Raw genomic sequence first — 25,565 nt, forward strand, 5'->3', positions numbered from 1 at the left:
AACAGGTAGTAGTCACGATTTCAGGAGAAATATTTAAACAACTTTTTTAGATGAATGTTCATCTTTTTCACCTAACTAATCACTTGTGAAATTGATTGAAGCTACTTGAGAAATATATTCAAACAAGTTTTGTGAATAAACTGTTCTGAAATGAACTATGTCATCGTACTCCTCAACATTGCTGTGTGTCAAGAATGATGACCTTAAAAGGAATGGAGTAGGAGGGGGCTGTGAAACGAGGAGAGGTTGCAATAAACTCCAATGGAGTCATGAAAAGGAGCGGTTGTCGAAATAGAGGTATCATAGATGATGCATGGAGGCGTGAAATCTAAAAGCATCAAAATAAAAACATCATACCGGCACAATGAAGCCATGAAAAGGAGCGGACGTGAAAATAATGGCTTTATAGGCCGCGTATGATGCGGTGGAAATAGGGAATTGTCAAAATAACAGCGTCATTGCCTACGGTTGGCTGTCTTTTTTGTGCTTGTTATTTACCCAATAAAAAAACCACTTGATGATGGGAGGTATTGCAAAAAAGATAAATAATGTCCGAAACAGCTGATACCCGGATACGATCGACAAGTCTGCGTGTATCTCATGCGCGATAACGCCCATTTGATCCATCCCTCCTGGGGCCAGGCTTAACAATCCAGTAGCATGGTCTAATGGCTGGAGACTTGTCAACAAGAAGCTTAATAGAATGGAACCTGCTACAAGCAACATTCCACTTGCAAAAGCGAGGCTGATCGTGCGCATTTTGTTGGGTAGTTGGGCAAGATGGAGCATTAATCCAACGTGTGTCCCGATCAAAAACTGTGCTGCGTGAATGAGGCTGTCAGGTAATTCTGGCCCGTTCATTCCCCCTAATTGTAAGAGGACCGTTCCAACTATCGGTCCCAGCAAAAAAGCCGTAGGGAATCTTATTTTAATCAACACAAGAATAGCAAGGAAGGCTGCGACCATAAACAACAAGATTGTAGGGAACAAGCTGACGGTTGTCGTTTCAGAGATGATTTCGCTGGTATGCGGCTGATTTGTCCCTTTGAAAAATGGCAGCAGGACGAGTAAAGGCATAGAAAGAATAATTAGCATTAAACGGATAATTTGTGTAATGGTTACTACTGCTAAGTTAACCCCTTTCGTTTCCTCTGCCAGAAGCAGTACCTGCGAAAGCCCACCCGGAATACTTGCCAGAAGCGATGTATGGAAATCACTATCGGATATTTTGGAGATGACAAAAGCAATGATCGAACACAAGAGCAGTAATAGGAGTGTCATCAGCAACATGATCGGAAGCTGGAGAGCCATATCATGTAAGGCTTGTGCCGTCATGGAAAGGCCGATTGTGTAACCAACAATAACCAAGCCGATATTGCGTAAGAAAGGGTGCCATCTAAAGGTATATGGAAACATATTTGTTCCGATGACCATGGCGACCATCGGCCCGAGCAGCCAAGGAACCGGGATATGAAGGAGCATAAAAAGTAATCCTCCGACTCCACTTGCTACTCCTGTAACTACATAGTTTCGGCCCAGTGTAAAAGCTCGTCTATTCATACAGCGACAAACTCCGTTTCTATTATGTAAAAACAAAATCTTTCTCTCATTCTAAGTCAATACAAATCAGCTTGCAAAAGATGGAGGTTCTTTTAGAGCCTAAGAAAAAGGAAAGTGACTCAAAAGAATAACTTTTTGAGTCACTTTCCTTATATTTTCTGTATGAGTCCTATTAGTGTATTCGATTCACAAAACGCCCATAATCTGGGATCGCTATCTTATCAAATTCCCTTATTAATCGTTCCAAACCATCTGAAAGTTCTTTCCCAGACATCGGATGCCCATGTCCAGTCGTGGCAACTGCTGGTTTTAATGCTTCCAGTTTTTCGACGGACTCTCTGGCTGCATCCCAATCAGTCGTTAAATACCTTGGTGGACCATTGATTTCCTTTGCTTGTGTCGTTACCTTATAAAGCGATTCTTGTTTCACCGTAATAAAGGCGTCACCCGCAATGAGTGCCTGGTCTTGGTCTCTAAATAAGGATATATGCCCTGGTGCATGTCCTGGTGTGTGGATCCATCGCCAACCAGGCATATGAGGAACACTGCCATCAGAAGGGAGAGCTTCTACGTTGCTTCCTAAATCAATTGGTTCATTCGGAAACATTGGCGACATTTTAGCTACAAGTCCGCCTTCCACTGATCCGTCAGGCTCAGGGTAGCTTTGTTTTCCAGTTAAATAAGGCAGTTCTGCTTCATGCGCATATACTTTTACTCCCCATTTTTCGACCAAATCCACCACGCCACCAACATGGTCAAAGTGACCGTGTGTCAGGATGATTGCTTTTGGTTTGTTATTTTCACCAAACCGTTCTTCTGCCGCCTCCGAAATACGGTTGGCGGATTCAGGCATACCCGTGTCAATCATAACCCATTCATTTGTTTTTTCAGGGTCTCCCACGAAACTCACATTCACAATTTGGTTTGTATAACAGTAAAGATCGGGAAGTACCTCGCGTCCCAATCCACTTGAAATAGAGAACATTGGCAAAAATTGGTCTTGCATTGTATCTGTCATATCATTATGTCTATTGACATCCATTGAATTTCACCACTTTTTTTTGTGATGTGTTTATTATTAGGAGTATCGAATAAATTATGTACCTTTTTTCTTGTGCGATTTATCTATATTTGTGATGTATCAGTAATGAGCCCCAATAACCAGTCTTATTTAAATGAAAAAAGGGCATGACATGTTATTCACAACATGAAACACCCTTTCACTAAATCTATTCATGTTTATAAGCATCACCGTCGAACGGTGTTTCATGTACTTTAATCGAATCGGTCGGGCAGCCTTCGAAGGCATCCAGGGTGTCCTCCTCCAATTCAGCAGGTATTTCCCCGGTGCCGGTATTATCATCAAGGATCACGTGTGCGAGTCCTTCCTCATCAAAATCATACACATCGGGCGCGGCTGCCCCGCAGGCTCCGCAGGCGATGCACGTGTCTTTATCAACGATCGTATACTTTATCATGAACTTTCCCTCCCGGAACTAACACGGGACACATGTCACGGTTCCATTCTTTTCGACAAGAGTCTATTCCACATTTTATGCTTTCATGGTACACTTTTCAATACATACACCTTCGCATCGCAACCTTCCCATGTGCATTACGACACTACCGGACTTGGAGGCCCATTATGATCGCATCCTTCACGTTTCGTCATTACATATTCCTTCTCGTGCTGCGTTCCTTAGAAGGAGACCGTACGCCTAGCTCTTTGTTTCATATCCTCACTGGAAAAAAGACATCCCAGACGATCCAAGATATAAAGTGGTATCGTTTGACCGAATATTTCCGCATGTTTCCTTACTGGGATAAAGAAACGTTTCAGAAAGACATCGACATGCTGGAAAGAGCAGGTATGTATCGTGAAGAAGAAGAGCGTGCTTATTTAACTCTCAAAGGAAAGAAAGAGATCGAGCGTTATTTTCATGATTATAAGTGGCCGCGGCTTTATAATGGTTGGAAATACAGTCATGCTGCCGGCAGGTTCTGGGAACGATTGGCTCTTTTTATTCAAAGCCTTTCCTTTTCTCTTGCGAAACGTTCCTTTCTGCCAGTGTTCCGGGACTTTGATACTCAACAGTGGGTAAAACAGCATTGGCCGCGTCAGCTTTCGAAAAAGAAAACAATCGCACAGAAGTTGCACGAAGAATTAGTGATGCTGCTTCGAGAACTGCCAGAGCAGGACGCGCTTCTTTTTACCTGCCGGCTTTCTGGTCATAATCACTCAGGATACACGTTGCAGCAGGCCGCCCAGCATGTAGAGCAGCATGATATGGATGAGCTTTACTATCGTTTTCACGCCGTTCTTCATTACTTGCTTGAGGCCGGAAGCGATCTTCCTTTTTTAGGGACATTTTGTACGGATTTGCTTTCACAAAAAATACTGACTGATTCTGCGCGGAAAACGCAAGAGTACTTAGCGCAAGGAATGTCGCTCTCAGATATTGCGACTATCAGAGATCTAAAACAGAGCACGATTGAAGACCATGTCGTTGAAATTGCCTCCGAGGAAGCTCATTTTCCTATTTCTTTATACGTGCCGGAGAAAGTACAACAGGCAATTATACGCGCAGCTCAGAATTCGACAACGTACAGGTTAAAGGTGCTAAAAGAAAAGCTCGAAGACAAAAGTGTTGATTATTTTTCAATCCGTTTAACGCTGGCATACTTTGGAGGAACAGATGGACAAGCTTGAGTGGTATCTACAGAAATGGTTCGGATATACGTCGTTCAAGGATGGACAGCGCGACATTATGGAAGCTGTCTTAGCAGGAAAAGATGTCGTTACCGTCCTGCCAACCGGGACAGGGAAATCACTGTGCTATCAACTGCCTGCGCTTGTGCAGCCGGGGTTGACAGTCGTAGTTTCCCCGCTGTTGTCGCTGATGGAAAATCAAGTGCACGAGTTAAAGCAGGCAGGCCAAAAACGGGTCGCGGCTTATAATAGCTTTTTAACATTCCAGGAGAAACATTATATCCTGAACCATTTACAATCCCTTAAGATCTTATACATTTCACCGGAAAGCCTGCAGCAGAGTATGGTAATGAAACAGTTGAAAAGACACCACATCTCCTTACTTGCGGTGGATGAAGCACATTGTATTTCCCAATGGGGGCACGAGTTCAGGACGGATTATATGAAAATCGGGAGCGTCCGCAAGGAAATGGGACAACCTCCTTGTCTCGCCCTGACGGCAACAGCGACTGCCGATGTACAGAGGGATATTATCCGAAGGCTGCAGCTATCAGATCCGGCGATTTTTTATCATTCTGTGGATCGGGCGAACATTTCACTTGAAGTAATACAAGCCGGTTTAGAGACGGAAAAGCGTGCCTGCCTGTTGCAGGAAGTAAGTCGACTGCCAATCCCGGGGATTGTATACACCGCAAGCCGCCGAAAAACGGAGACGACTGCAAGGTTGATTGAGTCAGAGACGGACTTGGCAGCAGCGGCCTACCACGGCGGTATGTCTCAAGAAGACCGCAATTTAATACAACAGCAGTTTTTAGCAGGTGATATAGACGTCATATGCTGCACAAATGCTTTCGGGATGGGCATAAATAAACCGAACGTTCGATTCGTCATTCATGTTGATTATCCGAAAGATTTAGAGTCCTATGTGCAGGAAATCGGCCGTGCGGGTCGGGACGGGCTTGAGAGCTGTGCCATCCTGCTTCTCGGTGACAAAGACGGCGTTATTCCTCGTTCGATTATTGAACAGGAATTTCCCGATTCCCGGCAGGTCCGAGAAGGAATCAGTTTCATAAGCACAGAAGATAGCGCGCTTGCTGCCGAGAAAAAATTAATCGAAATAGGTGGATATGAAGAACAGCATGCACGTTTTTTGGTTCATTATTGGCAGGAGTGGCATCAAGAGAGCGGAAACAGGGATGTGCTCGAGGCAGCAGCATACATAAATGAAATTGTAGAACGCAGAACCATGTGGAAGTTAAATAAGTTACGGAAAATGGAAGAGTGGCTGTGGAACGAGAGCATGTGCAGGCGTGAAAAACTGCTTCATTATTTTGAGGAGAGCACCGGTGAACGACCGCAACGTTGCTGTGATGTTTGCGGACTTCCAGAAACCTTGCCGTCACCAGCAACCCCTGACAGGAAAAGAATTCCTTTTAACTGGGAAGAGCAGCTGCGGCTCCTTTTCCATCAAGAGGGGTAAACCGTTTCCAAACATTTTTTGATAAGCCGTGGGAGGTATGTAATGAGAGAAGATAAACGGCCAAAAGACCAAGCGGAACAGCTGCGCCGGCACATTCACCAGCATTCGTCAGCCGTTCGGGAAGAACAGCATCCGGATATTTTAGCGTTGCCGCCCCGAAGTGAAGCGCATAAGCAAAAAAAGAAAAAGAAAGTAAAAAAGAAGCCTTCCCAAATTCCAGTAGCACACATTCTATTGGTGCTGTTCCTTTTATTAGTTTTGACGGCCATCATTGGTGCTTTTTATTGGTTTGGGTGGATATAACAGCGGATGAGGCAGACTGTTCTGTATGAATCTTTTCATACAATGGGGCCGTATTCCGCTCCATATCCGTTAAAGGGGAGGACAGCATCAGCCCGACGAAGCATATGAGAACGCCGACGCCCATCAAAACAAACGGAATTACGATGCTTTTCTTTTTCCACAATAAAAACAGCAACAGAAAAAACCCGCCCGCAAAGAAGCCCGCCCCAACTAGAAAAATGATGAAATCCATGATCGTCACCTTCTCATCTTGTATTTCTACCCCTCATTATACCCTAGTAAACGATGAACTTTCTACTATTCGGAAGCAAGTTCACACACTTCTCGATCTTATGTCCCTTATTGTATAACAGACAAAAGTTTCCTTTCTGCCAATACCCCGAAAGTTCAGCTGTACAGCTCGAAAGGGAGATTTTTTTCACTCCAGTCCAGATGCTTTCCACTCCACAGGCGCCTTTTGTCTACTATAACTCGTTCCTTTATAGTGAACTTTTAGAAAACATAAAAAATATTTTAAAAAATGTTGTAAAACAAGTTGACAATTTAAATACTGTTATAATACAATATAGAAAAGGTTAGCGAAAGGGGATTTTCAAAATGAAAAAAATAACTGAATTCTTTAGGAACTTGCCGCCGAAGCACTGCACGGACTGTGGAGATGTATTGGAAGAACAGCATGAATCATATATGAACCAATGTGATAAATGTTTAAGACAGACAGAGCTATAAATTGAAATATTACGAATATGAATGAAGAACGGGAAACCGTTCTTTTTTTTGTCTGCTTTTTTGTACAATATAAGAGGGGTTGCTGTTAATGAATGAGGAAGGTTGTTTAACGTATGAACTTTATGAAAACATTGCTTGGCGGTACGGTTCTCTTTGGGATATACATGTGGGCGGAGGCTCATCGGAACCGGATAAGAGAGGAAGTGGCCTGGATCAATCACCTGCCGGACAGTTTTGAAGGGAAAAAAGTATTTTTTATTTCCGATATTCATACGAGGCTGATTCCTATTCAGCTGATTTCGCGAATAAAAGGGGAAGCAGATTTAGTGATTATCGGAGGAGATCTATTAGAGGCAGGTGTTTCGTTGAAAAGGGTAAAAACAAATTTACAGCGCCTTCGTGAAGTCGCTGCGGTTATATTCGTTTGGGGAAATAATGATCGAGAACAACAAAAAGGGCTTGCTTCCCTGCTTATAGAAGAAAATATCATCACGCTTGAAAACGAGATCTATGAATGGAAGATCAATCAGGACTCTCTTTTAATCGCAGGGCTTGGTGATCAACATTTAAAAATCGACGAAGCGAAAACAAAGCACAGGGGTAAAAAAGAAGTCGCGCTGTTAGTCACCCATGATCCAGCTTCGCTACACAGACTCACGCGTCCTGACGTATTTGACACAGCTTTGACTGGTCATACGCACGGTGGCCAAATCCGGCTGGGGCCGTTTGCGATTCGCGAAAAAGCAGGATGGAAAATGCGGTGCGGCATTCGAACACTTATTAGCAACGGCTACGGAACAAGTACACTTCCACTCCGGCTCGGCGCACCAGCCGAGACACACCTGCTAACGTTGAAGAAACGCTAACTTTTTCCTCAAGTCAAGTGCATGATGCCGCGAAAAAGCACTAATGACAAGATAGCGACGTCATAGAGTATGAATGCCGTCGCCAAAAGTGGCAATCGGTGAAATAGCGGCGTCAATGAGGGTGTATAAGGTCGCCAAAACCGGCATACGTCCAGATAGCGCCGTCATAGGTAGTGAATGCTGTCGTCAAAAGCGTTATGGTGCAAAATAGTGACGTCATTGGTGGTGTATGAGGTCGCCAAAAACGGCATACGTCCAGATAGTGACCTCAATGGTGATGAATGCTGTCGTCAAAAGCGTTATGATGCAAAATAGTGACATCATTGGTGGTGTATGAGGTCGTCAAAAACGTCATGGTGCAAGATAGCGACGTCATAGAGGGTGTATGAAGTCGTCAAAAGCGTTATCGTGCAAGATAGCGACGTCATAGATGGTGTATGAAGTCGTCAAAAACGTCATGGTGCAAGATAGCGACGTCATAGATGGTGTATGAAGTCGTCAAAAACGTCATGGTGCCAGATAGCGACGTCAATGAGGGTGTGTGAAGTCGTTAAAAACGTCATGGTGCCAGATAGCGACGTCATAGAGTGTGTATGAAGTCGTCAAAAGCGTCGCGGTTCAAAATAGCGACGTCATTGGTGGTGCATGATGTCTCGAAAATGCTGTCACGGAAAAATAACAACATCATTAAAATGGTTAACACGCTATTTTTGCCGTGTTTGCCTTAGCTGGACTGCTGTGTCCTCTGAACCATTTTAGTTTTTGCCCAGTGGATTATCTTCAAACTTCTCACCTCTTCTTCTCTCCTGAATACACTGTAGCAACGATATTCGCCGTAATGAATTTGTTGATACGGCGGGGAGCAGGAGGATGGGAAGATGGAAATGTATACATGGACGGGGGATAGTGTGAAGGTTCTCATCAGTTATGCCGAATTATCAAAAAGCGGGGTTGATCCGTATAACGGAGTCGTGGATGATCATGATGCTCACCTGTTTTTCACATCGCTTTTACAAACCATTTCCCGTCATTATAATATGAAACCAACGATGCAGTTGGATGCGGAGATTAGCGAATCGGAAACGGATGACGTGTTGTCGCTTGTTATACGTTTTTTTGATGAAGATGGGAATAAATTAACTCTTCGTCCCCCGAATCAGAAAGGGTTGTTGTATCGATTTTCGAAAAAAGAAGATTTGTTTGCGTTGGCGGATTTAGCCGACCGGCATGACTTCCAGGGCGGTACGTTAGTGAAATGGGCCCCGTTTTACTATTTACAATTCGCCGAGCAGGATAGTGATAATGGCTTACTTCTGGCGTTGTTAGGGGAATACGGAGAAAAGGCTTATATTAATGCCGGGTTAGTTCTCAAAAAAGGAAGCGTACTTGTAGGAAATGAAGCGTTAGCGTCATTAAAAGCCCGGCAGTTATGACTCGTTTTTCTCCTCTATAGCTGTACAGTGGAAAAAAGTGCTTGATTTCTTTATAGTAGAAGATGTACAGCAGAAACAAGAGAGTGAGAATTCCGAGGTGAATAGAAGTGCCAGAGAGAGATGAGAGAATGAGTGACTCGATGGATATCCTTGAGTCCACCCAAACCGTTATCAAAAATGCTTTAGATAAATTAGGTTATTCGGATGATGTCTTTGAATTGCTGAAAGAACCGCTGCGGATGCTTACTGTACGGATTCCGGTGAAAATGGACGATGGCTCTACTGAAATATTTACAGGGTATCGGGCGCAGCATAACGATGCTGTTGGCCCGACAAAAGGCGGGATCCGCTTTCATCCAAATGTGTCCGAACGAGAAATAAAAGCACTTTCCATCTGGATGTCTTTGAAAACAGGAATTATTAACCTCCCATATGGAGGCAGCAAAGGCGGCATTGTGTGTGATCCGCGAAAAATGTCGTTTCAAGAACTGGAGCGGCTGAGTCGCGGGTATATTCGGGCGATCGGGCAACTCATCGGTCCGTCTAAAGATATCCCGGCACCGGAGATCTTTACGAATTCGCAAATTATGGCTTGGATGCTTGATGAATACAGTAAGATGCGGGAATTCGATTCCCCGCGCTTCATAACAGGAAAGCCCCTCCCGCTCGGCGGTTCCCACGGGCGCGAATTTGCGACAGCTAAAGGAGTAGCGATCTGTATAGAGAAGGCCGCGGCCAAACAAGGCTTGGATATAAGAGAGACCCGCATCGCCATTCAAGGGTTTGGAAATGCCGGCAGTTATCTGGCGAAGCACATGTTTGATGCAGGTGCTAAGGTGGTAGGGATTGCGGATGCCCAAGGTGCTTTATATGATCATGACGGTCTTGACATTGATTATCTTCTCGACCGCCGGGACTCTTTTGGGTCGGTGACGAACCTTTTTAAAAATCGCCTCTCCAATCAGGAGATACTCGAAGTTGATTGTGATATACTCGTGCCGGCTGCGATCGAAAACCAAATTACGGAACAAAATGTGGACGACATCAAAGCGTCTGTAGTCGTGGAAGCAGCCAGTGGCTCCACGTCCTTAACAGCGACAGAGCGTTTGTTTGAAAAAGGGATTCTACTCGTGCCGGATGTACTGGCTAGCACAGGGGGAGTCATTGTTTCCTATTTTGAATGGGTACAGAACAATCAAGGTTACTACTGGGACGAAGAAGAGATAGAAAAGAAACTTGAAGAAGTGATTGGGGACGCATTCACTAATATTTATGATCTATCCAGCAGGAGAAAAATAGATATGCGGTTAGCCGCTTATATGATCGGAGTTCGCAAGATGGCCGAAGCTTCTCGTCTGCGCGGATGGATTTAGCACCTACTAGATGGAATGATTGTGGAAAAGGGGAAAGCTTCGATGTCAGGAAAAGAAACTGTGATTATCATTGGAGCAGGTCCGTGTGGGCTTGCTGCTGGACTAGCTCTGCAAGAAAAGGGATATGACCCGCTCATTATTGAAAAAGGGAATGTCGTACACACGATTTATCGGTATCCTGCGCATCAAACCTTTTTCAGTTCAAGTGAAAAGCTGGAAATCGGCGGTATTCCGTTTCCTTCCATTGAAAGAAAGCCGAAGCGACACGAAGCACTTGTTTATTACCGGAAAACGGCGGAAAGAAGTAAGTTGAGAATTCATGCGTATGAAGAAGTGACCGGTGTAACGAAGAGAGAGAACGATTTCCTCCTTTGTTCGAAAACGATGCATGGCGAGGAAAAAGAATACACAGCATGTTTTATCGTGATGGCTACAGGGTATTACGACAATCCTAATTATCTCGGGGTGGAAGGGGAAAACCTTCCCCATGTTTTTCATTATTTTAAAGAAAGCCATCCGTTTTTTCAAAAGAAGGTCACGATCATCGGCGGAAAAAACTCGGCGGTGGATGCGGCCCTGGCCTTGGAACAGGCGGGGGCTGAGGTGACGGTGTTGTACCGGGGGCATGAGTTTTCCAACGCAGTGAAACCGTGGATTTTGCCTAATTTTCATTCTCTCGTCCGCCGTGAGCTCGTTACGATGAGGTACGGGGCCGAGGTGACTAAAATCACTCCGGAGCGCGTCCACTACCAGCATCAGGGAAAGCTCCGAGAGGTGAAAGCCGATTTTGTTTTTGCGATGACCGGCTACCATCCCGATCACTCGCTTCTGCAACGGGTAGGGGTCCAAGTGGAAGAAGAAACAGGGAGGCCGTTTTTTAACAAAGAGACGATGGAGTCGAATGTAGAAGGCCTATTCATCGCCGGCGTTATTGCTGCTGGAAACGAAGCGAATGAAATTTTTATCGAAAACGGCCGCTTCCACGGCGAGCAAATTGCGGATGCGATAGCTGCCCGCTGTTAAAGCTCCTCAAAGAACTGTCGCAATTCCGCTGTGCTTGTGAAAGCCTCTAAAGCTGCTAGTAAGTGTAAGCGTGCTTTCGGTCCACTCAGTCCTTTCGCGAAGATGACGCCGGCCTCCTGCAATTTACGCCCTCCGCCTTCGTAATCATAGACTGGCTGGACGTAACCGCTTATACATCTGGACGTCAGGACAACAGGTATGCCGTTTTCAAGCAAGGAGTCGAGAGCAGGCACAATCGCAGGAGGTACATTCCCGATTCCCATTGCTTCGATAACGACACCATCTATAGACTGTGCGATTAGGGAAGAGAACATAGACGCTTCCATGCCGGCATACGTTTTCACGAGCGGTACTTTTTTAGTGAGAGACGAAACGGTAACATGCGCCCTTTCAGGAAGCCGGCAGTGAAACATAACCTCCTGCCTGGTGATGCTTCCGACGGGGCCAAAAGCAGGACTTTTAAAAGCGGCAATATTCGCTGCATCCGTTTTCACGACGTGGCGGGCGGCATGTATCTCCTCATTCATGACAACGAGGACGCCCATCCCGGATGCATGATCAGAGAGTGCCGTGCGTAAGGCGGAATGATAATTATGAGGACCGTCCGCAAGCTCCTCATTACTCGAATGCATGGCGCCTGTTAGGATGACGGGCGTCTTTTGTGTATGTAAAAGATCGAGAATGTATGCCGTCTCCTCCAATGTATCCGTGCCGTGCGTGATGACGACGCCGTCCGCGTTCTCTGTTTTTATCATTGTTGTGAGGTGGGTATACAATTCAAACATACGGGCCGGTGTCATGTGCGGGGAAGGGACGTTTGCAAAATGGTTGACTTTAATTTCCGCTTCAGGCAAATGACCGTTCCACTCATGAAGCGGACTGTCTGTGTGCTGGGAAACAGTTCCTGTGCGTTTGTCTTCTTTCATTGCAATCGTTCCACCGGTATGAATGACAATAATTTTTTTCATGTGTATCCGTCCTTTCCTGTTTTTCCTCTCCATCATAATAGCTTGCCGCGAAAATAGGAAACAATCCAGTCGTATTTCCATGCTCGCACACGTTCACAGCTCATCCGTCCTCTGTACTCGTAGTGAATAATTTACAAGGCTCTTTTTGTTTGCTATTATTAATCACCCGAATCAATTTCATAATTCAAGTACAGTTGTTAAATACGAACAATTCGAAAATGCTATCGAACAGTTGATTTCCACTGCAGGCGGACGCTTTCCGCGGGCAACGCCTCAGCCTCGGGCCTACAGGATGTAGGTCATGCAACCGTTGCGACAGGACGTCGCGCAGTTAGGTTGTTTCCTTTTAAATAGGTCTGCGGTGTCTTCGGGCTGTTGCTTTCGACGAACAGGACGTTCTAGTGTCGGCGTTGGTCACAGGACGTGACCGTTGTTAGCCGACGCCCGCTGGAGTCGCCGCCTTCCGTTACAATCAACAATAGATGTTTACCAATTTAACGAACATTATATATAATAAATATTTATAATATTGTTCGTATTTACGTCTAATTAGCACTTGTGAAATTGATTCACCATGAAAAATGTATAATAAATTAGGATCTATTAGAATGAAAAAAGACTGTAGAAAGGATGGGTTTCATGGTTGCCTCCTCCCGCTACCGCGTGATTATCCGCTGTCCGAAGTGCGGAGAAAAATACATTCTCCGCGGTCGCCTGGATCAAAAGGGAGAACTGGAAACAGGTTTTAAACAGTGCGTGTGTGGGAATGAATCCACTCTTCATATAGACATATCACCGGAATAATATATTTGCAAAACTTCTTAGGATGAGGTATTGTAGGTGTAACAAATAAATGATATTTCTTATCCAGAGAGATGGAGGGAAGGGCCCGATGAAATCTCAGCAACCAGCCAGCGATGGTCAGGTGCTAACTCCTGCAGGTTTTATGACCTGGAAGATAAGATGAAGCATAGCCGAATAAAAGCAGGCCTTCTTCTTATCGAAGAAGGCCTGCTTTTTTAGGGGCGATAAAACAAAAAGAGATAAAGAGAAGAGGGGCTGTACATAATGTCTCATCGTTATCATATTGAAACCAATCTTGTCCAAATTGGTAATCGAAAGGACCCTAGAACGGGTGCAGTCAGTGCTCCTGTTTATCACACTACGGCTTTTCATCACAGTGGGATTGGAGAATCGTCGGGCTACGATTATTCACGCACCAATAACCCGACCCGCGAGATTCTCGAAAACGCCATCGCTAAGCTCGAAGGCGGGACACGTGGTTTTGCGTTTAGTTCGGGGATGGCTGCGATTCATTCATTGTTTTCTATGTTTGCGCCAGGTGATGAGATTTTGGCCACTCTTGATTTATACGGTGGCACATACCGCTTGTTCGAACAGGGATGGAAACAGTGGGGGATTACATTTCGTTATGGGGACCCCCGAAGCCTGGAAGGGTTTGAGAAACTGATCACGGACAAAACGAAGGCATTGTTTATTGAGACGCCCACGAATCCCTTAATGCAGGAAGCCGATATTCCTGCGTTAGCTGCGATGACGAAGGAGCGTAACATCCTGCTGATTGTGGACAACACGTTTTACACCCCCTATTTGCAGCAGCCTTTGAAGATGGGGGCAGATATCGTCATTCACAGTGCTTCCAAGTATTTAGGCGGGCATAACGATGTCGTTGCCGGATTGATTGTGGCGGAAGGGGAAGAGCTTTGTGAAAAAATGGGCCAGTGGCAAAATGGCATGGGAGCGATTTTATCACCGACTGATTCATGGCTGTTGATGCGCGGGATGAAGACATTATCGCTGCGGATGGAAAAGCACACGGAAAATGCGCAAAAGATCGCCGCCTATTTAGAAGGCCATGATAAAATTATCGATGTTTTCTATCCGGGAAAAGGCGGGATGCTGTCTTTTAAGGTGCAGAAAGAAGAATGGGTGAATCCGTTGCTGCAAAGGCTCAAGCTGATTACGTTCGCAGAAAGCCTTGGCGGCGTCGAGAGTTTTATGACATATCCGGCAACCCAGACGCACGCAGATGTACCAGAAGAAGTCAGGCTCAAGAACGGTGTTTGTAATCGGCTGCTTCGTTTTTCAGTAGGGGTGGAGTATGCAGAAGATTTGATTCAAGATGTAGACCAGGCACTTGAAAAGCTGCAGTGAAGGTGATTTGGTGGGAAAGGGTGACTGTACATTGGACATAAAAACAGAGATGAAGAAAAGAATTCTTGTCGGTGACGGAGCAATGGGGACCTATTTGTATGATCAGGGCTTCAGTGAGTCTTTTGAAGCGTTAAATGTAAGGAATCCAGACGTCATCCGCCGAGTGCATATGGAATATCACGCAGCTGGTGCCGACGTTCTCCAAACGAACACGTACGCGGCTAACCGTATAAAGTTAAAAAAGTACGGACTTGAGGGTGATGCTGTCGTTATTAATAAAAGCGGGGTGCGACTTTGCAAAGAGGTTGCTGGTGACAGTGCCTTTGTGATGGCAACCATTGGCGGAATTAAGGGCGTGCAGCGCCTGGATGTTACAAAGGAAGAGATTGAGGCTGCCTTCCGGGAACAAGTCGAGGCACTATGGTCAGAGGGTCCCGACGGCTTCATGTTAGAGACGTTCTATGATCTAACAGAAGCGCTTACGGCAATCGGCATTATTCGCGAATATACGGACTGTCCGGTAATTTCCCAGGTTGCACTTGGAGAAATTGGTGTCATGCAAGGCGGAATACCGCTTCGTGAGGCATTTGCGCAATTAAAAGCAGCTGGCGCTGATATAGTGGGAATCAATTGCCGCATGGGACCTTACCATATTCTCCGCTCCCTTGAAACACTCCCGTTGCAGGAAGATCTTTTTATTTCCGCTTATCCGAATGCCAGCATGCCTGCTTTTGATGACGGCAGGGTTATTTTTCAATCCAACCCCGATTACTTTTATGAAAAATCTCAAGAGTTAAGGGCGCAAGGGGTTCATTTAATAGGCGGGTGTTGCGGGACGACGCCTGAGCATATTGCGGCGATCGCAAAAGCGGTAAAAGGAAGTGCTCCGGTCACGGAAAAAACAACGGTTATTGTGACTCCTGTAGAGCCTGTTCCGGACTCATCTGTTCAACTAGAACGGCTGGATGATATCGTCAAAAAAGAGGTATCCGTTATCGTCGAGTTAGACCCACCGAAAAAGCTTGCCACAAAGAAGTTTTTCGAAGGGGCACAGTTGCTGCATGAAAGTGGAGCGCACGCTGTGACGATGGCGGATAACTCGCTTGCCTCCCCACGGATTGATAACGTCGCAATGGGAGCGATGATGAAAACCGAAACGAAAGCAAGACCGCTCCTACACGTCGGCTGCCGCGATCGTAATCTGATTGGGCTTCAGTCCCAACTCCTTGGCATACATGCGCTTGGCATACAGGACGTCCTTGCGATCACCGGGGACCCTACGAAGGTTGGGGACTTCCCAGGGGCTGCTTCTGTGTACGATGTAAATTCATTTGAATTGATTTCATTAATGAAAGAAATGAATGAAGGCCGCTCCTTCTCTGGGAAATCGCTCGGGGAGAAAACGTCCTTTACCGTTGCGGCTGCGTTTAACCCAAATGTCCGCAGTCTCGATCGTGCCGTGAAAAGGTTGGAGAAAAAAATCACCGCAGGCGCGGATTACTTTATTACGCAGCCGGTGTACGATGTGGACAAGTTTAAGGAAACCTATGAAGCGATCAAGCATTTGCCTACTCCGATGTATGTGGGAATTATGCCGCTCGTAAGCAGCAGAAACGCAGAATTCCTTCACAACGAGGTGCCGGGGATAACGCTGACCGACGATGTGAGAAAACGAATGGCAGCCTGCGGAGATGACCGGGAAAAGGCTGCACGTGAAGGCATTGAGATTGCGAAATCGTTAATTGATGAAGCAGTCAAATACTTTAACGGCATTTATTTAATTACGCCTTTTCTCCGTTATGACGTAACAGCAGAATTGACAACTTATATCCGAAACGCCACGACTCACGAAATACAGAACTAACTGAACAGTTGATTTCCTCTGCAGGTGGAAGCTTTCACCTACAGGCACAAGGGCGACATCAGTTCGAGACCGCGCTTACACTTGCTCTCACTGTGTCTTCTTTGCCGCAGCAACGCCTCAGCCCCGGGTCTACAGGATGGTCATGCAACCGTTGCGACAGGACGTCGCGTTGTTAGGTTGCCTTCCTTTCAGACAGGTCTACGGGTCTTCGGACTGTTGCTTTCGACGAACACGACGTTCTAGTGTCGGCGTTGGTCACAGGACGTGACCGCTTTTAGCCGACGCCCGCTGGAGTCTCCGCTTTCCGTTACAAAATCAACATCGGAAGTAGTAAGCTAACACGATAATAACGTGGCGTATACGAACTAACGAAGGAAGTGGTAATATGGGGAAAATTCCATTTACAGATAGAATAAAAGAATCCATTTTAATACTGGACGGCGCAATGGGGACGATGCTGCAAAATGCCGATTTAAGTCCGGAAGACTTTGGCGGTGACCATTACGATGGCTGTAACGAGTACCTTAATGTTACCGCACCTCATGTGCTCGAGAAAATTCACCGAGATTATTTAGAAGCAGGTGCAGATATTATTTCGACAAATACGTTCGGCGCGACAAATATCGTCCTCGCCGATTACGACCTCGAGGATAAAGCAGAGGAGTTAAATATTGCCGCCGCCCGACTTGCCAAAGAAGCGGCTGATGCGTACACAACCGGAGATTTTCCGCGTTACGTAGCCGGAGCCATGGGACCGACGACAAAATCATTGTCCGTCACAGGTGGTGCCACCTTCGAAGAACTCCGCGACGGCTACGAGGAACAGGCGCGTGGCTTGATAAAAGGCGGCGTAGATATTCTGCTTTTGGAAACGAGTCAAGATATGCGCAATGTAAAAGCTGCCTGTATCGGCATTCAACGTGCGGAAAAAGAAACCGGCGTGCACCTGCCGCTAATGGTGTCGGGTACGATCGAACCGATGGGAACGACCCTTGCCGGGCAGACGATTGAATCATTTTATATTTCGATTGAACATATGAACCCGACCGTCGTCGGATTAAACTGTGCAACGGGTCCTGAATTTATGAGGGACCATCTACGCTCGCTCTCGGAACTTGCGACAACGTACGTGCACTGCTATCCGAACGCCGGTCTCCCGGATGAGGAAGGACATTACCACGAATCTCCGCAGTCTTTAGCGCAAAAACTGGAGGCTTTCGGGGAAAAAGGCTGGCTCAATATCGTCGGTGGTTGTTGTGGTACCACCCCTGAACATATCCGTGTGATGCGGGAAACGTTACAAAAGTTTTCCCCGCGGGTTCCGGTAGAATCCAGCCAGCACGCGGTATCCGGCATTGATCCGCTGCTTTACACCGAAGATATGCGGCCGCTGTTCGTCGGGGAACGAACAAATGTCATCGGTTCACGGAAGTTTAAGCGTCTGATTCGTGAAGGAGCATTTGAGGAAGCGTCGGAAGTCGCCCGAGCCCAGGTGAAAAAGGGCGCTCACGTGATCGACGTGTGTCTCGCTGACCCCGATAGTGACGAAAAAGAAGATATGGCTACGTTTCTCCGTTATGTCGTCAATAAAGTGAAAGTCCCGCTGATGATTGATTCAACTGACGAAGATGTCATCGAAAAAGCGTTAACCTATTGTCAGGGGAAAGCGATTATTAACTCGATCAACTTGGAAGACGGCGAGGACCGTTTTGAAAAGGTTATCCCGCTTGTTAAGCAGTACGGAGCAGCGGTCGTTGTCGGAACCATTGATGAAACGGGCATGGCCGTTACCGCCGAACGAAAACTGGAAGTCGCGAAGCGCTCTTACGATCTGTTAGTCCATACGTATGGACTAAAGCCACAGGATATTATCTTTGACCCGCTCGTGTTCCCGGTCGGTACCGGAGACCAGCAGTATATCGGCTCAGCGGAAGCAACCGTGGAAGGCATTCGTCTGATTAAAGAAGCGATGCCAGAATGCCTGACCATCCTCGGTGTCAGCAACGTCTCGTTCGGGCTTCCTCCGGTCGGCCGCGAAGTCTTGAATTCCGCTTTTATGTATTACTGTACGAATGCCGGGTTGGATTACGCGATTGTGAACACCGAAAAACTGGAGCGCTACGCCAGTATTCCGGAAAAAGAAAAAGAACTCTGTCGTGCCTTGCTCTTTGAAACAACAGACGACACACTTGCCGAATTTACGGCACATTACCGCGGAAAAAAAGCAGAGAAAAAACAAGTAGAGCAGAACCTTTCCTTAGAAGAAAGACTCGCAGAATACGTCGTCGAAGGGACAAAAGAAGGGCTTTATAAAGACCTCGATGAAGCTCTGGCGAAGTATGACGATCCACTCGATATTATTAACGGCCCTTTGATGAACGGGATGGATAAAGTCGGAAAGTTATTTAACAATAATGAATTAATCGTTGCCGAAGTGCTCCAAAGTGCAGAAGTGATGAAAGCTTCCGTCTCGCACCTGGAACCGCATATGGAGAAAAAAGAGGATGATTCCGGCAAAGGGAAAATCATCCTGGCGACGGTGAAAGGAGACGTTCACGATATCGGGAAAAACCTCGTTGACATTATCTTGTCAAACAACGGGTTTAAAATTGTGAATCTCGGAATCAAAGTCACCCCAAATGAATTAATTGAAGCAGTCGCGAAAGAAAAACCCGATGCGATCGGCTTAAGCGGTTTGCTCGTAAAATCGGCTCAGCAGATGGTACTGACGGCTCAAGATTTAAAAGAACAGAACATCTCCATTCCGATGCTCGTAGGCGGTGCGGCGTTAACACGTAAATTCACCGATGAAAAAATCAGTGCCGAATACGAAGGTATGGTGCTCTATGCGAAAGATGCGATGAACGGGCTTGATATAGCGAACAAGTTGATCGTTCCTGAGGAGAGAACAAAGCTGGCCCAAGATTTAGAGGAGAAGAAACAACAGCGTTCCGCTAAAGAAACGGCAAAGAAAGCAACAACAGAGGCATCTGTAGCCACTCTGCCGGCAAGGTCTGACGTTTCCTTAGAGGTACCGGTGCAGACACCGCCGGATTTCAAAGAACGGATCTTAAAAAATTACAGCATCGCCCATCTGGAGCCATATGTGAACTTGCAGATGCTCATGGGAAAACACCTCGGTTTACAAGGGAAGGTCAGTCGTCTGCTTGACGAAAAACACGAAAAAGCCGTTAAGCTGAAGGAACAGGTGGATCATATTATGACCCGGGCGAAACAGGAAGGTATTTTAACAGCGAACGGCATGTATCGCTTTTTCCCTGCGCAATCGGACGGGAACGATGTGATTGTGTACCGGGGCCCAGAAGGAAAAGAAGAAGCGGCCCGCTTTTCTTTCCCGCGCCAGGTGCGTCCGCCGCACCTATGTTTAGCTGATTTTCTTCGTCCTGTCTCAAGCGGTGAAATGGACTACGTCGGGTTTTTAGCCGTGACGGCTGGGCAAGGTGTCCGAGGTTTAGCAGAAGAGGCAAAAGCAGATGGCGATTATTTATTCAGCCATTTAATCCAAGCAACCGCGCTCGAAATGGCAGAAGGGTTTGCTGAGCGAATCCATCAAATGATGAGAGATGAATGGGGCATACCAGACTCTCCGGATATGACGATGCAGGACCGTTTTTCTGCCAAGTACCGGGGTGTGCGTGTCTCGTTCGGATACCCGGCCTGTCCAGACCTTGAAGACCAAAAAAAGCTCTTTCAATTGCTACAACCGGAAAAAATCGGTATTCAATTAACAGAAGGCTGCATGATGGAACCAGAAGCATCCGTCACCGCCATGGTATTTGCACACCCAGAAGGACGCTACTTTAGTGTGCTTTAAAATAGAAGAGAAAAGAACCGACTCTTGAAATAGCGAGAGTCGGTTCTTTTCTTGTTATGGAGTTTTTATTTTACCGCCCTGGCAAATATACGCCATCATAGGCACGCTGTGAGGTAGTTATTTTCATGCTTCGGTATTTTCGCGACGTCAACCATTGCGAATGGAGTTGCTATTTTCATACTGACGCATATTCAAGGCGTCATTGGTGCTCAATGTGGTTGTTATTCCCATGCTGGAGCATTTTCACGACGTCATCCGCCTCCAATGCGGTCGTTATTCTTACCCAGCACATTTTCGCAGCCCCATATACAGACAATGAAGTCGTTATTTTTCTAAAGGTGCAATTATGCGACACCATAGAACCCAAATGACGCGGCTAATTTTCTTTACTTCACTTTTTCGCAACGTTATTCAATCTCTTTTCGTTATTTCCCCAGAGGTTCCGCTTACTGAGGCATCGTTTTCTTGAGAGTTACATTTAGTACGCCGCTAATCCTTTATAAAATCAACTTGGTACATACGTTATTTTTCTTTCTTATGAATAAAAAAGCGGAACTGGAAGAAAATAATCGTAACCTCAATCAAAATCGGATTGCGTAAAAAAGGAGGGGCAGATGAAAAATGAAGGTATCTAACATAATACCGATCACGATTATTTCCATGATTATTAGTTTGGCCATACCAACTGAGCAAACACATGCTTTTTCGGACCAGGTTATTCAAAAAGGTGCGACGGGAGATGATGTCGTTGAACTGCAAGCCCGTCTGCAGCACAACGGATTTTATAATGGAACGATAGACGGTGTTTTTGGTTGGGGAACATATTGGGCAGTGAAAAATTTCCAAGAGGAATTTGGCTTGGAAGAAGTGGATGGTCTCGTTGGTGATAAGATGAAAGCGATGCTTGAAAAATCAACAGAATATGACGAGGCACATGTGAAAGATGCGTTGCGAAACGCGCGGAAATTCACAAATTACGGAGGAACACCAAAAGGGACCCAAAAAGGGCCAAAAGGAAGTGCAGAACAGCCAAGCCAACAAAAACAAGCACCTCAGCCAAAGCAAGAGAAGCAGGCACCACAGCCAAACGAACAGCCAAACCAACAAAAACCAGCTCCACAACAAGAGCAAAAAGCACAACAACCTCAGCAACCAGCACCGGGGCAAGCTGAAGAGCAAGATCAACCTCAACAACAGAATATAGAGGAACAATCAGACGATGCTAACATTCAAAAAGCAATGAACGTTCCGGCGGGTTACTCGGAGAATGATATTCAGATAATATCAAATGCTGTTCACGGGGAAGCACGCGGTGAGCCGTATATCGGCCAAGTAGCTGTAGCAGCCGTCATTCTCAATCGTGTAAACAGTCCATCCTTCCCTAATACAGCAAGCGGGGTTATTTTTGAACCGCGCGCGTTCACGGCGGTTTCCGATGGGCAAATATATATGAAACCAAATGAGCAAGCACGAAAAGCTGTTCTCGATGCGATCAACGGCCAAGACCCGTCCAACGGTGCTCTTTATTACTATAACCCTGCGAAAACAACGTCCAATTGGATTTATTCCCGGCCGACGATCAAAAGAATTGGGAAGCACGTATTTGCTAAATAATGGAGGTGAACGTTTAACATGATTCGATTTGGGATTATTGGTTTACTCATTGTCGGATTGATCGGAACAGGAGTATGGGGATACAACCAGGCTAGTGAGAAGGAAGCGCTGCTCGTGCATAATGAAAATAACTATCAGCGCGCTTTTCATGATTTATCCTTCCATATGAACCAACTAGAAGATGAAGTGGGAACAACGCTTGCCATGAACTCGCGGGAGCAATTGTCGAGTTCGATGGCACAGGTATGGCGGATTACTTCCATGGCACAAAACGAATTAGGACAGTTGCCGCTTGGCATGATGGCATTGCACAAAACAGAAGAGTTTTTACACAAAATCGGTGATTTTAGTTATAAAACAACCATACGAGAATTGAATGATGATCCGCTGACCAATGAAGAGTATCAAAAGCTGCAAACGTTCTATAAAGAGTCGGGGGATATCAAACACGAGCTTCGTAAACTGCAAGCAGGTGTACTCAAGGAAGACCAGCGGTGGACCGACGCGATAAATGCGATGGATGCGAACGAGGAACCGATGGACAATTCAATTGTAAACGGCTTTCAAATGATAGATGAAAAGGTAAAAGGGTACACCGAGACCGATTTTAGTCCAGCGAATGATTTTGCACCTGATTTAGATGAACAAATTGCAAAGAAGGTAAAAGGGAAAAAAGTGAGCAAGGAAGAAGCGGCCCAGATAGCAAGGGAATTTTTGGACATACCCGATTCCATGAACGTGGAAGTGGATGAACTAAAGGAAGGACTGCAGTTTGAAGGGTACAGTCTGACGATTCAAGAGCCGGAGGGCGAAGCAGCGATCCACATGGATATGACGAAAAAAGGCGGCCACCCTCTTTGGTTCATGCAGTCACGTCCTATTGAAGAGATCAATATCAGTTTAAATGAAGCGACGAATAAAGCGCAAAAGTTTTTAAAACGGAACGGATTTGAGCATATGGAGCTCGTAGACGGAAAACAATACGACACAATCGGGTCCTTTAAGTTTGTACCGGTTGAAAATGACGTACGAATATATCCAGACGTCGTTTACGTAGATGTTGCGTTAGACGACGGAGAAATCGTCAATTACAAAGGGGCGGAGTATATTACCAATCATAAGAAACGCAAAAAGCTAAGTCCGAAATTAAGCGTGAATGAAGCAAGAGACAGAGTGAATCCAAATGTAGACGTCATGGAAGAGCATGTTGCCCTGATTAAGAATGACGAAGAGGAAGAAGTTCTTTGCTATGAATTTTATGGTACAATTGACAAAGATACCTTCCAGATTTACATTAACGCCGAGACAGGCGACGAGGAACGGGTACAAAAGATGGAAAACGCAGAACCTGTTTATGATACGATGTAAAAGAAGAAGCAGTCTGCTTCTTCTTTTTTCTCTATAAAGACAGGATATAGACGAATGGAGAGGGAAGAATGTTTAGTATTGGGGATACCTTTCATTTATCACCAGTTGAGCAGCACGAGGATCCTGTAGCAGGAAATACGAAATACCGTGCAAAGCTTATCGACGTAAAAGAGGGGTTGTTTGTGATTGACCCTCCCGTAAATGAAGATACGAAGAAAACAGGATTCTTCACAGAAGGAACACAATTTGAAGTTTGGTTTGTAGGAAAAGATGGGGCTGTTTATTCCTTTCACTCGGAGGTCAAACGTATCCAAAGAATGAAGTTGAAAGCCTTGTTAATAAATAATCCGGGAAGGGAACATTATACCCGTATACAGCGAAGAGATTATGTACGGATCCAAGCATCTCTAGACGTTGCGGTCCACTCAGTAAATGATGAATTCCCACCGTTTGTTACGTCAACGATAGACGTAAGCGGCGGTGGAATGGCAATCAGTCTCCCGCGTGGCTGCTCGTTGCATGGTTACAGGGAGATTATCGCATGGATATCGCTTCATTTGGAGGATGAGTCCATTCATTATATTAATAGCCGTTGTCGAGTGGTAAGAGTAAATCAATCTGACAAAAAGAGTACGAGAGACAGCTGTTCGCTGCAATTTAAACAAATTGGAGAGCACGACAGGCAGAAGATTATCCGCTACTGTTTCGAACAGCAGCGCCATAGCAGATTAGAAAGTCGGAATCGTTAGATTTGTTGTCCGTTTTATGGTATGATATGCTGTGAAATAATTGCCAAAACAATACTTCTAAGTAAATACATAACCTCGGGGTGGGGAGCAAGATGGACAAGATAAATATCGCAATAGACGGCCCGGCTGGTGCGGGGAAAAGTACGGTAGCGAAGATGGTTGCCGCACGACTGTCTTATGTGTATATCGACACAGGAGCGATGTACCGCGCATTAGCATGGCGGGCCCTTCAATCACACACGGATATCCTTGATGAAGCCTCTCTCACTTCATTATTACAAGAGACAGAGATTGAAATGGTCCCCGGTGTAAACGGGAATAAAGTATACGTAAACAACAGGGAAGTCACCGAAGACATCCGCTCCAGCGAGGTAACCGCTTCGGTGTCTGCTGTTTCCGCCCATGCAGGAGTTCGGCAGAAAATGGTAACGACACAGCAGCAATTAGCAAGCCGTAAAGGGGCGGTGCTCGATGGCCGGGATATCGGTACAGTCGTCCTTCCAGACGCGGAACTGAAAATCTTTTTAACCGCTTCCGTGGAAGAACGAGCGCGCCGCCGACATCTTGAGAATGTAGAAAAAGGAAGAGAGTCCGAATTGCAAAGGATCTTGGAGGACATTGAACAAAGAGATCTGAAAGATTCAACTCGTAAAGAATCGCCTTTAAAAAAAGCTCACGATGCAGTTGAAATTGATTCTACCAACCTCTCGAGTGAAGAGGTGGCAGCGAAGATATGCGGGTTGGCTACAGAAAGGATCCAGGGGTTATGAATCTGTATGCATTAGGAAAGTTTATCTGCCAAGTCTTTTTCTTTTTATTTATGAGAGTAGAAGCGAAAGGGCAGGAAAACATTCCAACAGAAGGACCTGTTCTTATTTGCTCGAACCACTTAAGTAACCTGGACCCCCCTCTAGTTGGCTCCTTTATGAAAAGGCCGCTCAACTTCATGGCAAAAGAAGAGTTGTTCGGAGCGCCGCTCTTAGGCAAGCTGCTCCCTTATATCAATGCATTTCCTATAAAAAGAGGGACAGGTGACCGCCAGGCATTACGTAAAGGTCTTGGTATTCTGAAAGAAGGGAAGGTTCTTTGTTTATTTCCAGAAGGGACGAGAAGCAAGACAGGCGAAATCGGTAAAGGTCTTTCCGGATCTGGTTTCTTTGCTCTTCGTTCAGAAGCGGTCGTCATACCGGCAGTTATTATCGGGCGCTACAAGCCGTTTGGCAAAATCACACTGCGTTACGGTAAACCGATTCCGTTTCAAGCAATTCGCGAAGAAAAAGTAGACGCAGCCCACGCGACAGAAGTAATCATGGAACACATTCAGCAGCTGAAAGATTATCATCAGGAAAATAAGGGAAAATAAATATCTCGAGAACCATATGTGTAAATTTTACTTTTTAAAAAGAAAATTGACATTTAGTTGACTGGAAAGAGCAGCGGGCGGCGACTCCGGCGGGAATAGCATAACGGAACTTCTGCTAAAACCGCACACGTCCTGTGTGCAACGCAGAAGCC

General features: G+C 45.8%; 22 protein-coding genes and 1 riboswitch. Of the genes, 17 read left to right on the forward strand and 5 right to left on the reverse strand.

All coding sequences use genetic code 11. The annotated features are described in order from the left end of the window. Window positions 1-462: 462 nt before the first annotated feature. The 3 genes from LOR49_RS12495 to LOR49_RS12505 form a co-directional block, all read right to left on the reverse strand. Window positions 463-1,560 carry an AbrB family transcriptional regulator gene (locus tag LOR49_RS12495; protein WP_240377072.1) on the reverse strand — a complete coding sequence of 366 codons (1,098 nt, stop codon included), beginning with the start codon at window positions 1,558-1,560 and terminating at the stop codon, window positions 463-465. Between the two features lie 172 nt (window positions 1,561-1,732). Next, window positions 1,733-2,602, reverse strand: coding sequence for an MBL fold metallo-hydrolase (locus tag LOR49_RS12500; RefSeq protein ID WP_240377073.1), 870 nt, complete (start codon window positions 2,600-2,602; stop codon window positions 1,733-1,735). Window positions 2,603-2,789: 187 nt separating this feature from the next. After that, window positions 2,790-3,038, reverse strand: coding sequence for a ferredoxin (locus LOR49_RS12505; RefSeq protein ID WP_240377074.1), 249 nt, complete (start codon window positions 3,036-3,038; stop codon window positions 2,790-2,792). A 167-nt stretch (window positions 3,039-3,205) separates the two neighbouring features. Here LOR49_RS12505 and LOR49_RS12510 point away from each other — a divergent pair, with 167 nt between their 5' ends. From LOR49_RS12510 to LOR49_RS12520, 3 genes are read left to right on the forward strand one after another with little or no spacing between them, the layout of a single operon-like run. Then, the gene (locus tag LOR49_RS12510; RefSeq protein ID WP_240377075.1) at window positions 3,206-4,270 is read left to right on the forward strand and encodes a YpbB family protein; all 1,065 of its coding nucleotides are present in this window, start codon (window positions 3,206-3,208) and stop codon (window positions 4,268-4,270) included. Further along, entirely contained in the window at window positions 4,257-5,750 is a 1,494-nt protein-coding gene (locus LOR49_RS12515) for a RecQ family ATP-dependent DNA helicase (protein WP_240377076.1), read from the forward strand. The genes LOR49_RS12510 and LOR49_RS12515 overlap by 14 nt, the downstream gene beginning before the upstream one ends. Before the next feature lie 42 nt (window positions 5,751-5,792). Beyond that, a complete protein-coding gene (locus LOR49_RS12520; protein WP_240377077.1) occupies window positions 5,793-6,053 on the forward strand; it encodes a DotU family type IV/VI secretion system protein in 261 nt (86 codons plus the stop codon). Here LOR49_RS12520 and LOR49_RS12525 read toward each other — a convergent pair. Next, window positions 6,019-6,285 (reverse strand): hypothetical protein, encoded by a 267-nt coding sequence (locus tag LOR49_RS12525; protein WP_240377078.1) that lies wholly within the window; start codon window positions 6,283-6,285, stop codon window positions 6,019-6,021. The two genes, LOR49_RS12520 and LOR49_RS12525, sit on opposite strands and share 35 nt — an antisense overlap. 365 nt (window positions 6,286-6,650) lie before the next feature. Here LOR49_RS12525 and yhfH point away from each other — a divergent pair, with 365 nt between their 5' ends. The 5 genes from yhfH to LOR49_RS12550 all read left to right on the forward strand — a co-directional run bounded on the left by yhfH (window position 6,651) and on the right by LOR49_RS12550 (window position 11,477). After that, window positions 6,651-6,782 (forward strand): protein YhfH, encoded by a 132-nt coding sequence (gene yhfH / locus LOR49_RS12530; RefSeq protein ID WP_240377079.1) that lies wholly within the window; start codon window positions 6,651-6,653, stop codon window positions 6,780-6,782. A gap of 113 nt (window positions 6,783-6,895) precedes the next feature. Beyond that, window positions 6,896-7,648, forward strand: coding sequence for a metallophosphoesterase (locus LOR49_RS12535; RefSeq protein ID WP_240377080.1), 753 nt, complete (start codon window positions 6,896-6,898; stop codon window positions 7,646-7,648). An 878-nt stretch (window positions 7,649-8,526) separates the two neighbouring features. Next, the gene (locus LOR49_RS12540; RefSeq protein ID WP_240377081.1) at window positions 8,527-9,081 is read left to right on the forward strand and encodes a hypothetical protein; all 555 of its coding nucleotides are present in this window, start codon (window positions 8,527-8,529) and stop codon (window positions 9,079-9,081) included. 128 nt (window positions 9,082-9,209) lie between these two features. After that, the gene (locus LOR49_RS12545; RefSeq protein WP_240377176.1) at window positions 9,210-10,454 is read left to right on the forward strand and encodes a Glu/Leu/Phe/Val family dehydrogenase; all 1,245 of its coding nucleotides are present in this window, start codon (window positions 9,210-9,212) and stop codon (window positions 10,452-10,454) included. Window positions 10,455-10,496: 42 nt separating this feature from the next. After that, complete coding sequence (locus LOR49_RS12550) at window positions 10,497-11,477, forward strand: YpdA family putative bacillithiol disulfide reductase (protein WP_240377082.1); 981 nt, start codon at window positions 10,497-10,499, stop codon at window positions 11,475-11,477. On the opposite strand, the gene LOR49_RS12555 is transcribed toward LOR49_RS12550, so the two are convergent. Then, complete coding sequence (locus LOR49_RS12555; protein ID WP_240377083.1) at window positions 11,474-12,445, reverse strand: asparaginase; 972 nt, start codon at window positions 12,443-12,445, stop codon at window positions 11,474-11,476. The genes LOR49_RS12550 and LOR49_RS12555 overlap by 4 nt on opposite strands. A gap of 639 nt (window positions 12,446-13,084) precedes the next feature. Between LOR49_RS12555 and LOR49_RS12560 the strand changes: the two genes are divergently transcribed. The 9 genes from LOR49_RS12560 to LOR49_RS12600 all read left to right on the forward strand — a co-directional run bounded on the left by LOR49_RS12560 (window position 13,085) and on the right by LOR49_RS12600 (window position 25,413). Beyond that, window positions 13,085-13,249, forward strand: coding sequence for a hypothetical protein (locus tag LOR49_RS12560; RefSeq protein WP_240377084.1), 165 nt, complete (start codon window positions 13,085-13,087; stop codon window positions 13,247-13,249). A gap of 56 nt (window positions 13,250-13,305) precedes the next feature. Then, a riboswitch (SAM riboswitch) is annotated at window positions 13,306-13,410 on the forward strand. A 103-nt stretch (window positions 13,411-13,513) separates the two neighbouring features. Next, entirely contained in the window at window positions 13,514-14,620 is a 1,107-nt protein-coding gene (locus tag LOR49_RS12565) for a methionine biosynthesis PLP-dependent protein (RefSeq protein ID WP_240377085.1), read from the forward strand. A gap of 31 nt (window positions 14,621-14,651) precedes the next feature. After that, window positions 14,652-16,484, forward strand: coding sequence for a bifunctional homocysteine S-methyltransferase/methylenetetrahydrofolate reductase (locus LOR49_RS12570; protein ID WP_240377086.1), 1,833 nt, complete (start codon window positions 14,652-14,654; stop codon window positions 16,482-16,484). Window positions 16,485-16,869: 385 nt separating this feature from the next. Beyond that, window positions 16,870-20,319: a methionine synthase gene (gene metH / locus LOR49_RS12575; RefSeq protein ID WP_240377087.1), complete on the forward strand. Its 3,450-nt coding sequence runs from the start codon at window positions 16,870-16,872 to the stop codon at window positions 20,317-20,319. A gap of 621 nt (window positions 20,320-20,940) precedes the next feature. After that, complete coding sequence (gene sleB, locus LOR49_RS12580) at window positions 20,941-21,933, forward strand: spore cortex-lytic enzyme (RefSeq protein WP_240377088.1); 993 nt, start codon at window positions 20,941-20,943, stop codon at window positions 21,931-21,933. An 18-nt stretch (window positions 21,934-21,951) separates the two neighbouring features. Next, entirely contained in the window at window positions 21,952-23,301 is a 1,350-nt protein-coding gene (gene ypeB, locus LOR49_RS12585; protein ID WP_240377089.1) for a germination protein YpeB, read from the forward strand. Window positions 23,302-23,369: 68 nt separating this feature from the next. Continuing rightward, on the forward strand, window positions 23,370-24,050 hold the full coding sequence (locus tag LOR49_RS12590; RefSeq protein WP_240377090.1) for a flagellar brake protein: 681 nt from the start codon (window positions 23,370-23,372) through the stop codon (window positions 24,048-24,050). Between the two features lie 92 nt (window positions 24,051-24,142). Then, window positions 24,143-24,820 (forward strand): (d)CMP kinase, encoded by a 678-nt coding sequence (cmk, locus tag LOR49_RS12595; protein ID WP_240377091.1) that lies wholly within the window; start codon window positions 24,143-24,145, stop codon window positions 24,818-24,820. Next, complete coding sequence (locus LOR49_RS12600; protein WP_240377092.1) at window positions 24,817-25,413, forward strand: lysophospholipid acyltransferase family protein; 597 nt, start codon at window positions 24,817-24,819, stop codon at window positions 25,411-25,413. The genes cmk and LOR49_RS12600 overlap by 4 nt, the downstream gene beginning before the upstream one ends. Window positions 25,414-25,565: the final 152 nt, after the last annotated feature.

The organism is Bacillus piscicola (assembly GCF_022458745.1).
Lineage (GTDB): Bacteria > Bacillota > Bacilli > Bacillales > Marinococcaceae > Alteribacillus_A > Alteribacillus_A piscicola.

Coding starts and splice junctions, on each gene's coding strand:
- LOR49_RS12545 (WP_240377176.1), top strand. CDS start 9,210: ATGAGTGACTCGATGGATATCCTTGAGTCCACCCAAACCGTTATCAAA.
- LOR49_RS12495 (WP_240377072.1), bottom strand. CDS start 1,560: ATGAATAGACGAGCTTTTACACTGGGCCGAAACTATGTAGTTACAGGA.
- sleB (WP_240377088.1), top strand. CDS start 20,941: ATGAAGGTATCTAACATAATACCGATCACGATTATTTCCATGATTATT.
- LOR49_RS12525 (WP_240377078.1), bottom strand. CDS start 6,285: ATGGATTTCATCATTTTTCTAGTTGGGGCGGGCTTCTTTGCGGGCGGG.
- LOR49_RS12560 (WP_240377084.1), top strand. CDS start 13,085: ATGGTTGCCTCCTCCCGCTACCGCGTGATTATCCGCTGTCCGAAGTGC.
- metH (WP_240377087.1), top strand. CDS start 16,870: ATGGGGAAAATTCCATTTACAGATAGAATAAAAGAATCCATTTTAATA.
- LOR49_RS12505 (WP_240377074.1), bottom strand. CDS start 3,038: ATGATAAAGTATACGATCGTTGATAAAGACACGTGCATCGCCTGCGGA.
- LOR49_RS12510 (WP_240377075.1), top strand. CDS start 3,206: ATGATCGCATCCTTCACGTTTCGTCATTACATATTCCTTCTCGTGCTG.
- LOR49_RS12535 (WP_240377080.1), top strand. CDS start 6,896: ATGAACTTTATGAAAACATTGCTTGGCGGTACGGTTCTCTTTGGGATA.
- LOR49_RS12555 (WP_240377083.1), bottom strand. CDS start 12,445: ATGAAAAAAATTATTGTCATTCATACCGGTGGAACGATTGCAATGAAA.
- ypeB (WP_240377089.1), top strand. CDS start 21,952: ATGATTCGATTTGGGATTATTGGTTTACTCATTGTCGGATTGATCGGA.
- LOR49_RS12565 (WP_240377085.1), top strand. CDS start 13,514: ATGTCTCATCGTTATCATATTGAAACCAATCTTGTCCAAATTGGTAAT.
- LOR49_RS12550 (WP_240377082.1), top strand. CDS start 10,497: ATGTCAGGAAAAGAAACTGTGATTATCATTGGAGCAGGTCCGTGTGGG.
- LOR49_RS12600 (WP_240377092.1), top strand. CDS start 24,817: ATGAATCTGTATGCATTAGGAAAGTTTATCTGCCAAGTCTTTTTCTTT.
- LOR49_RS12515 (WP_240377076.1), top strand. CDS start 4,257: ATGGACAAGCTTGAGTGGTATCTACAGAAATGGTTCGGATATACGTCG.
- cmk (WP_240377091.1), top strand. CDS start 24,143: ATGGACAAGATAAATATCGCAATAGACGGCCCGGCTGGTGCGGGGAAA.
- LOR49_RS12520 (WP_240377077.1), top strand. CDS start 5,793: ATGAGAGAAGATAAACGGCCAAAAGACCAAGCGGAACAGCTGCGCCGG.
- yhfH (WP_240377079.1), top strand. CDS start 6,651: ATGAAAAAAATAACTGAATTCTTTAGGAACTTGCCGCCGAAGCACTGC.
- LOR49_RS12500 (WP_240377073.1), bottom strand. CDS start 2,602: ATGGATGTCAATAGACATAATGATATGACAGATACAATGCAAGACCAA.
- LOR49_RS12540 (WP_240377081.1), top strand. CDS start 8,527: ATGGAAATGTATACATGGACGGGGGATAGTGTGAAGGTTCTCATCAGT.
- LOR49_RS12590 (WP_240377090.1), top strand. CDS start 23,370: ATGTTTAGTATTGGGGATACCTTTCATTTATCACCAGTTGAGCAGCAC.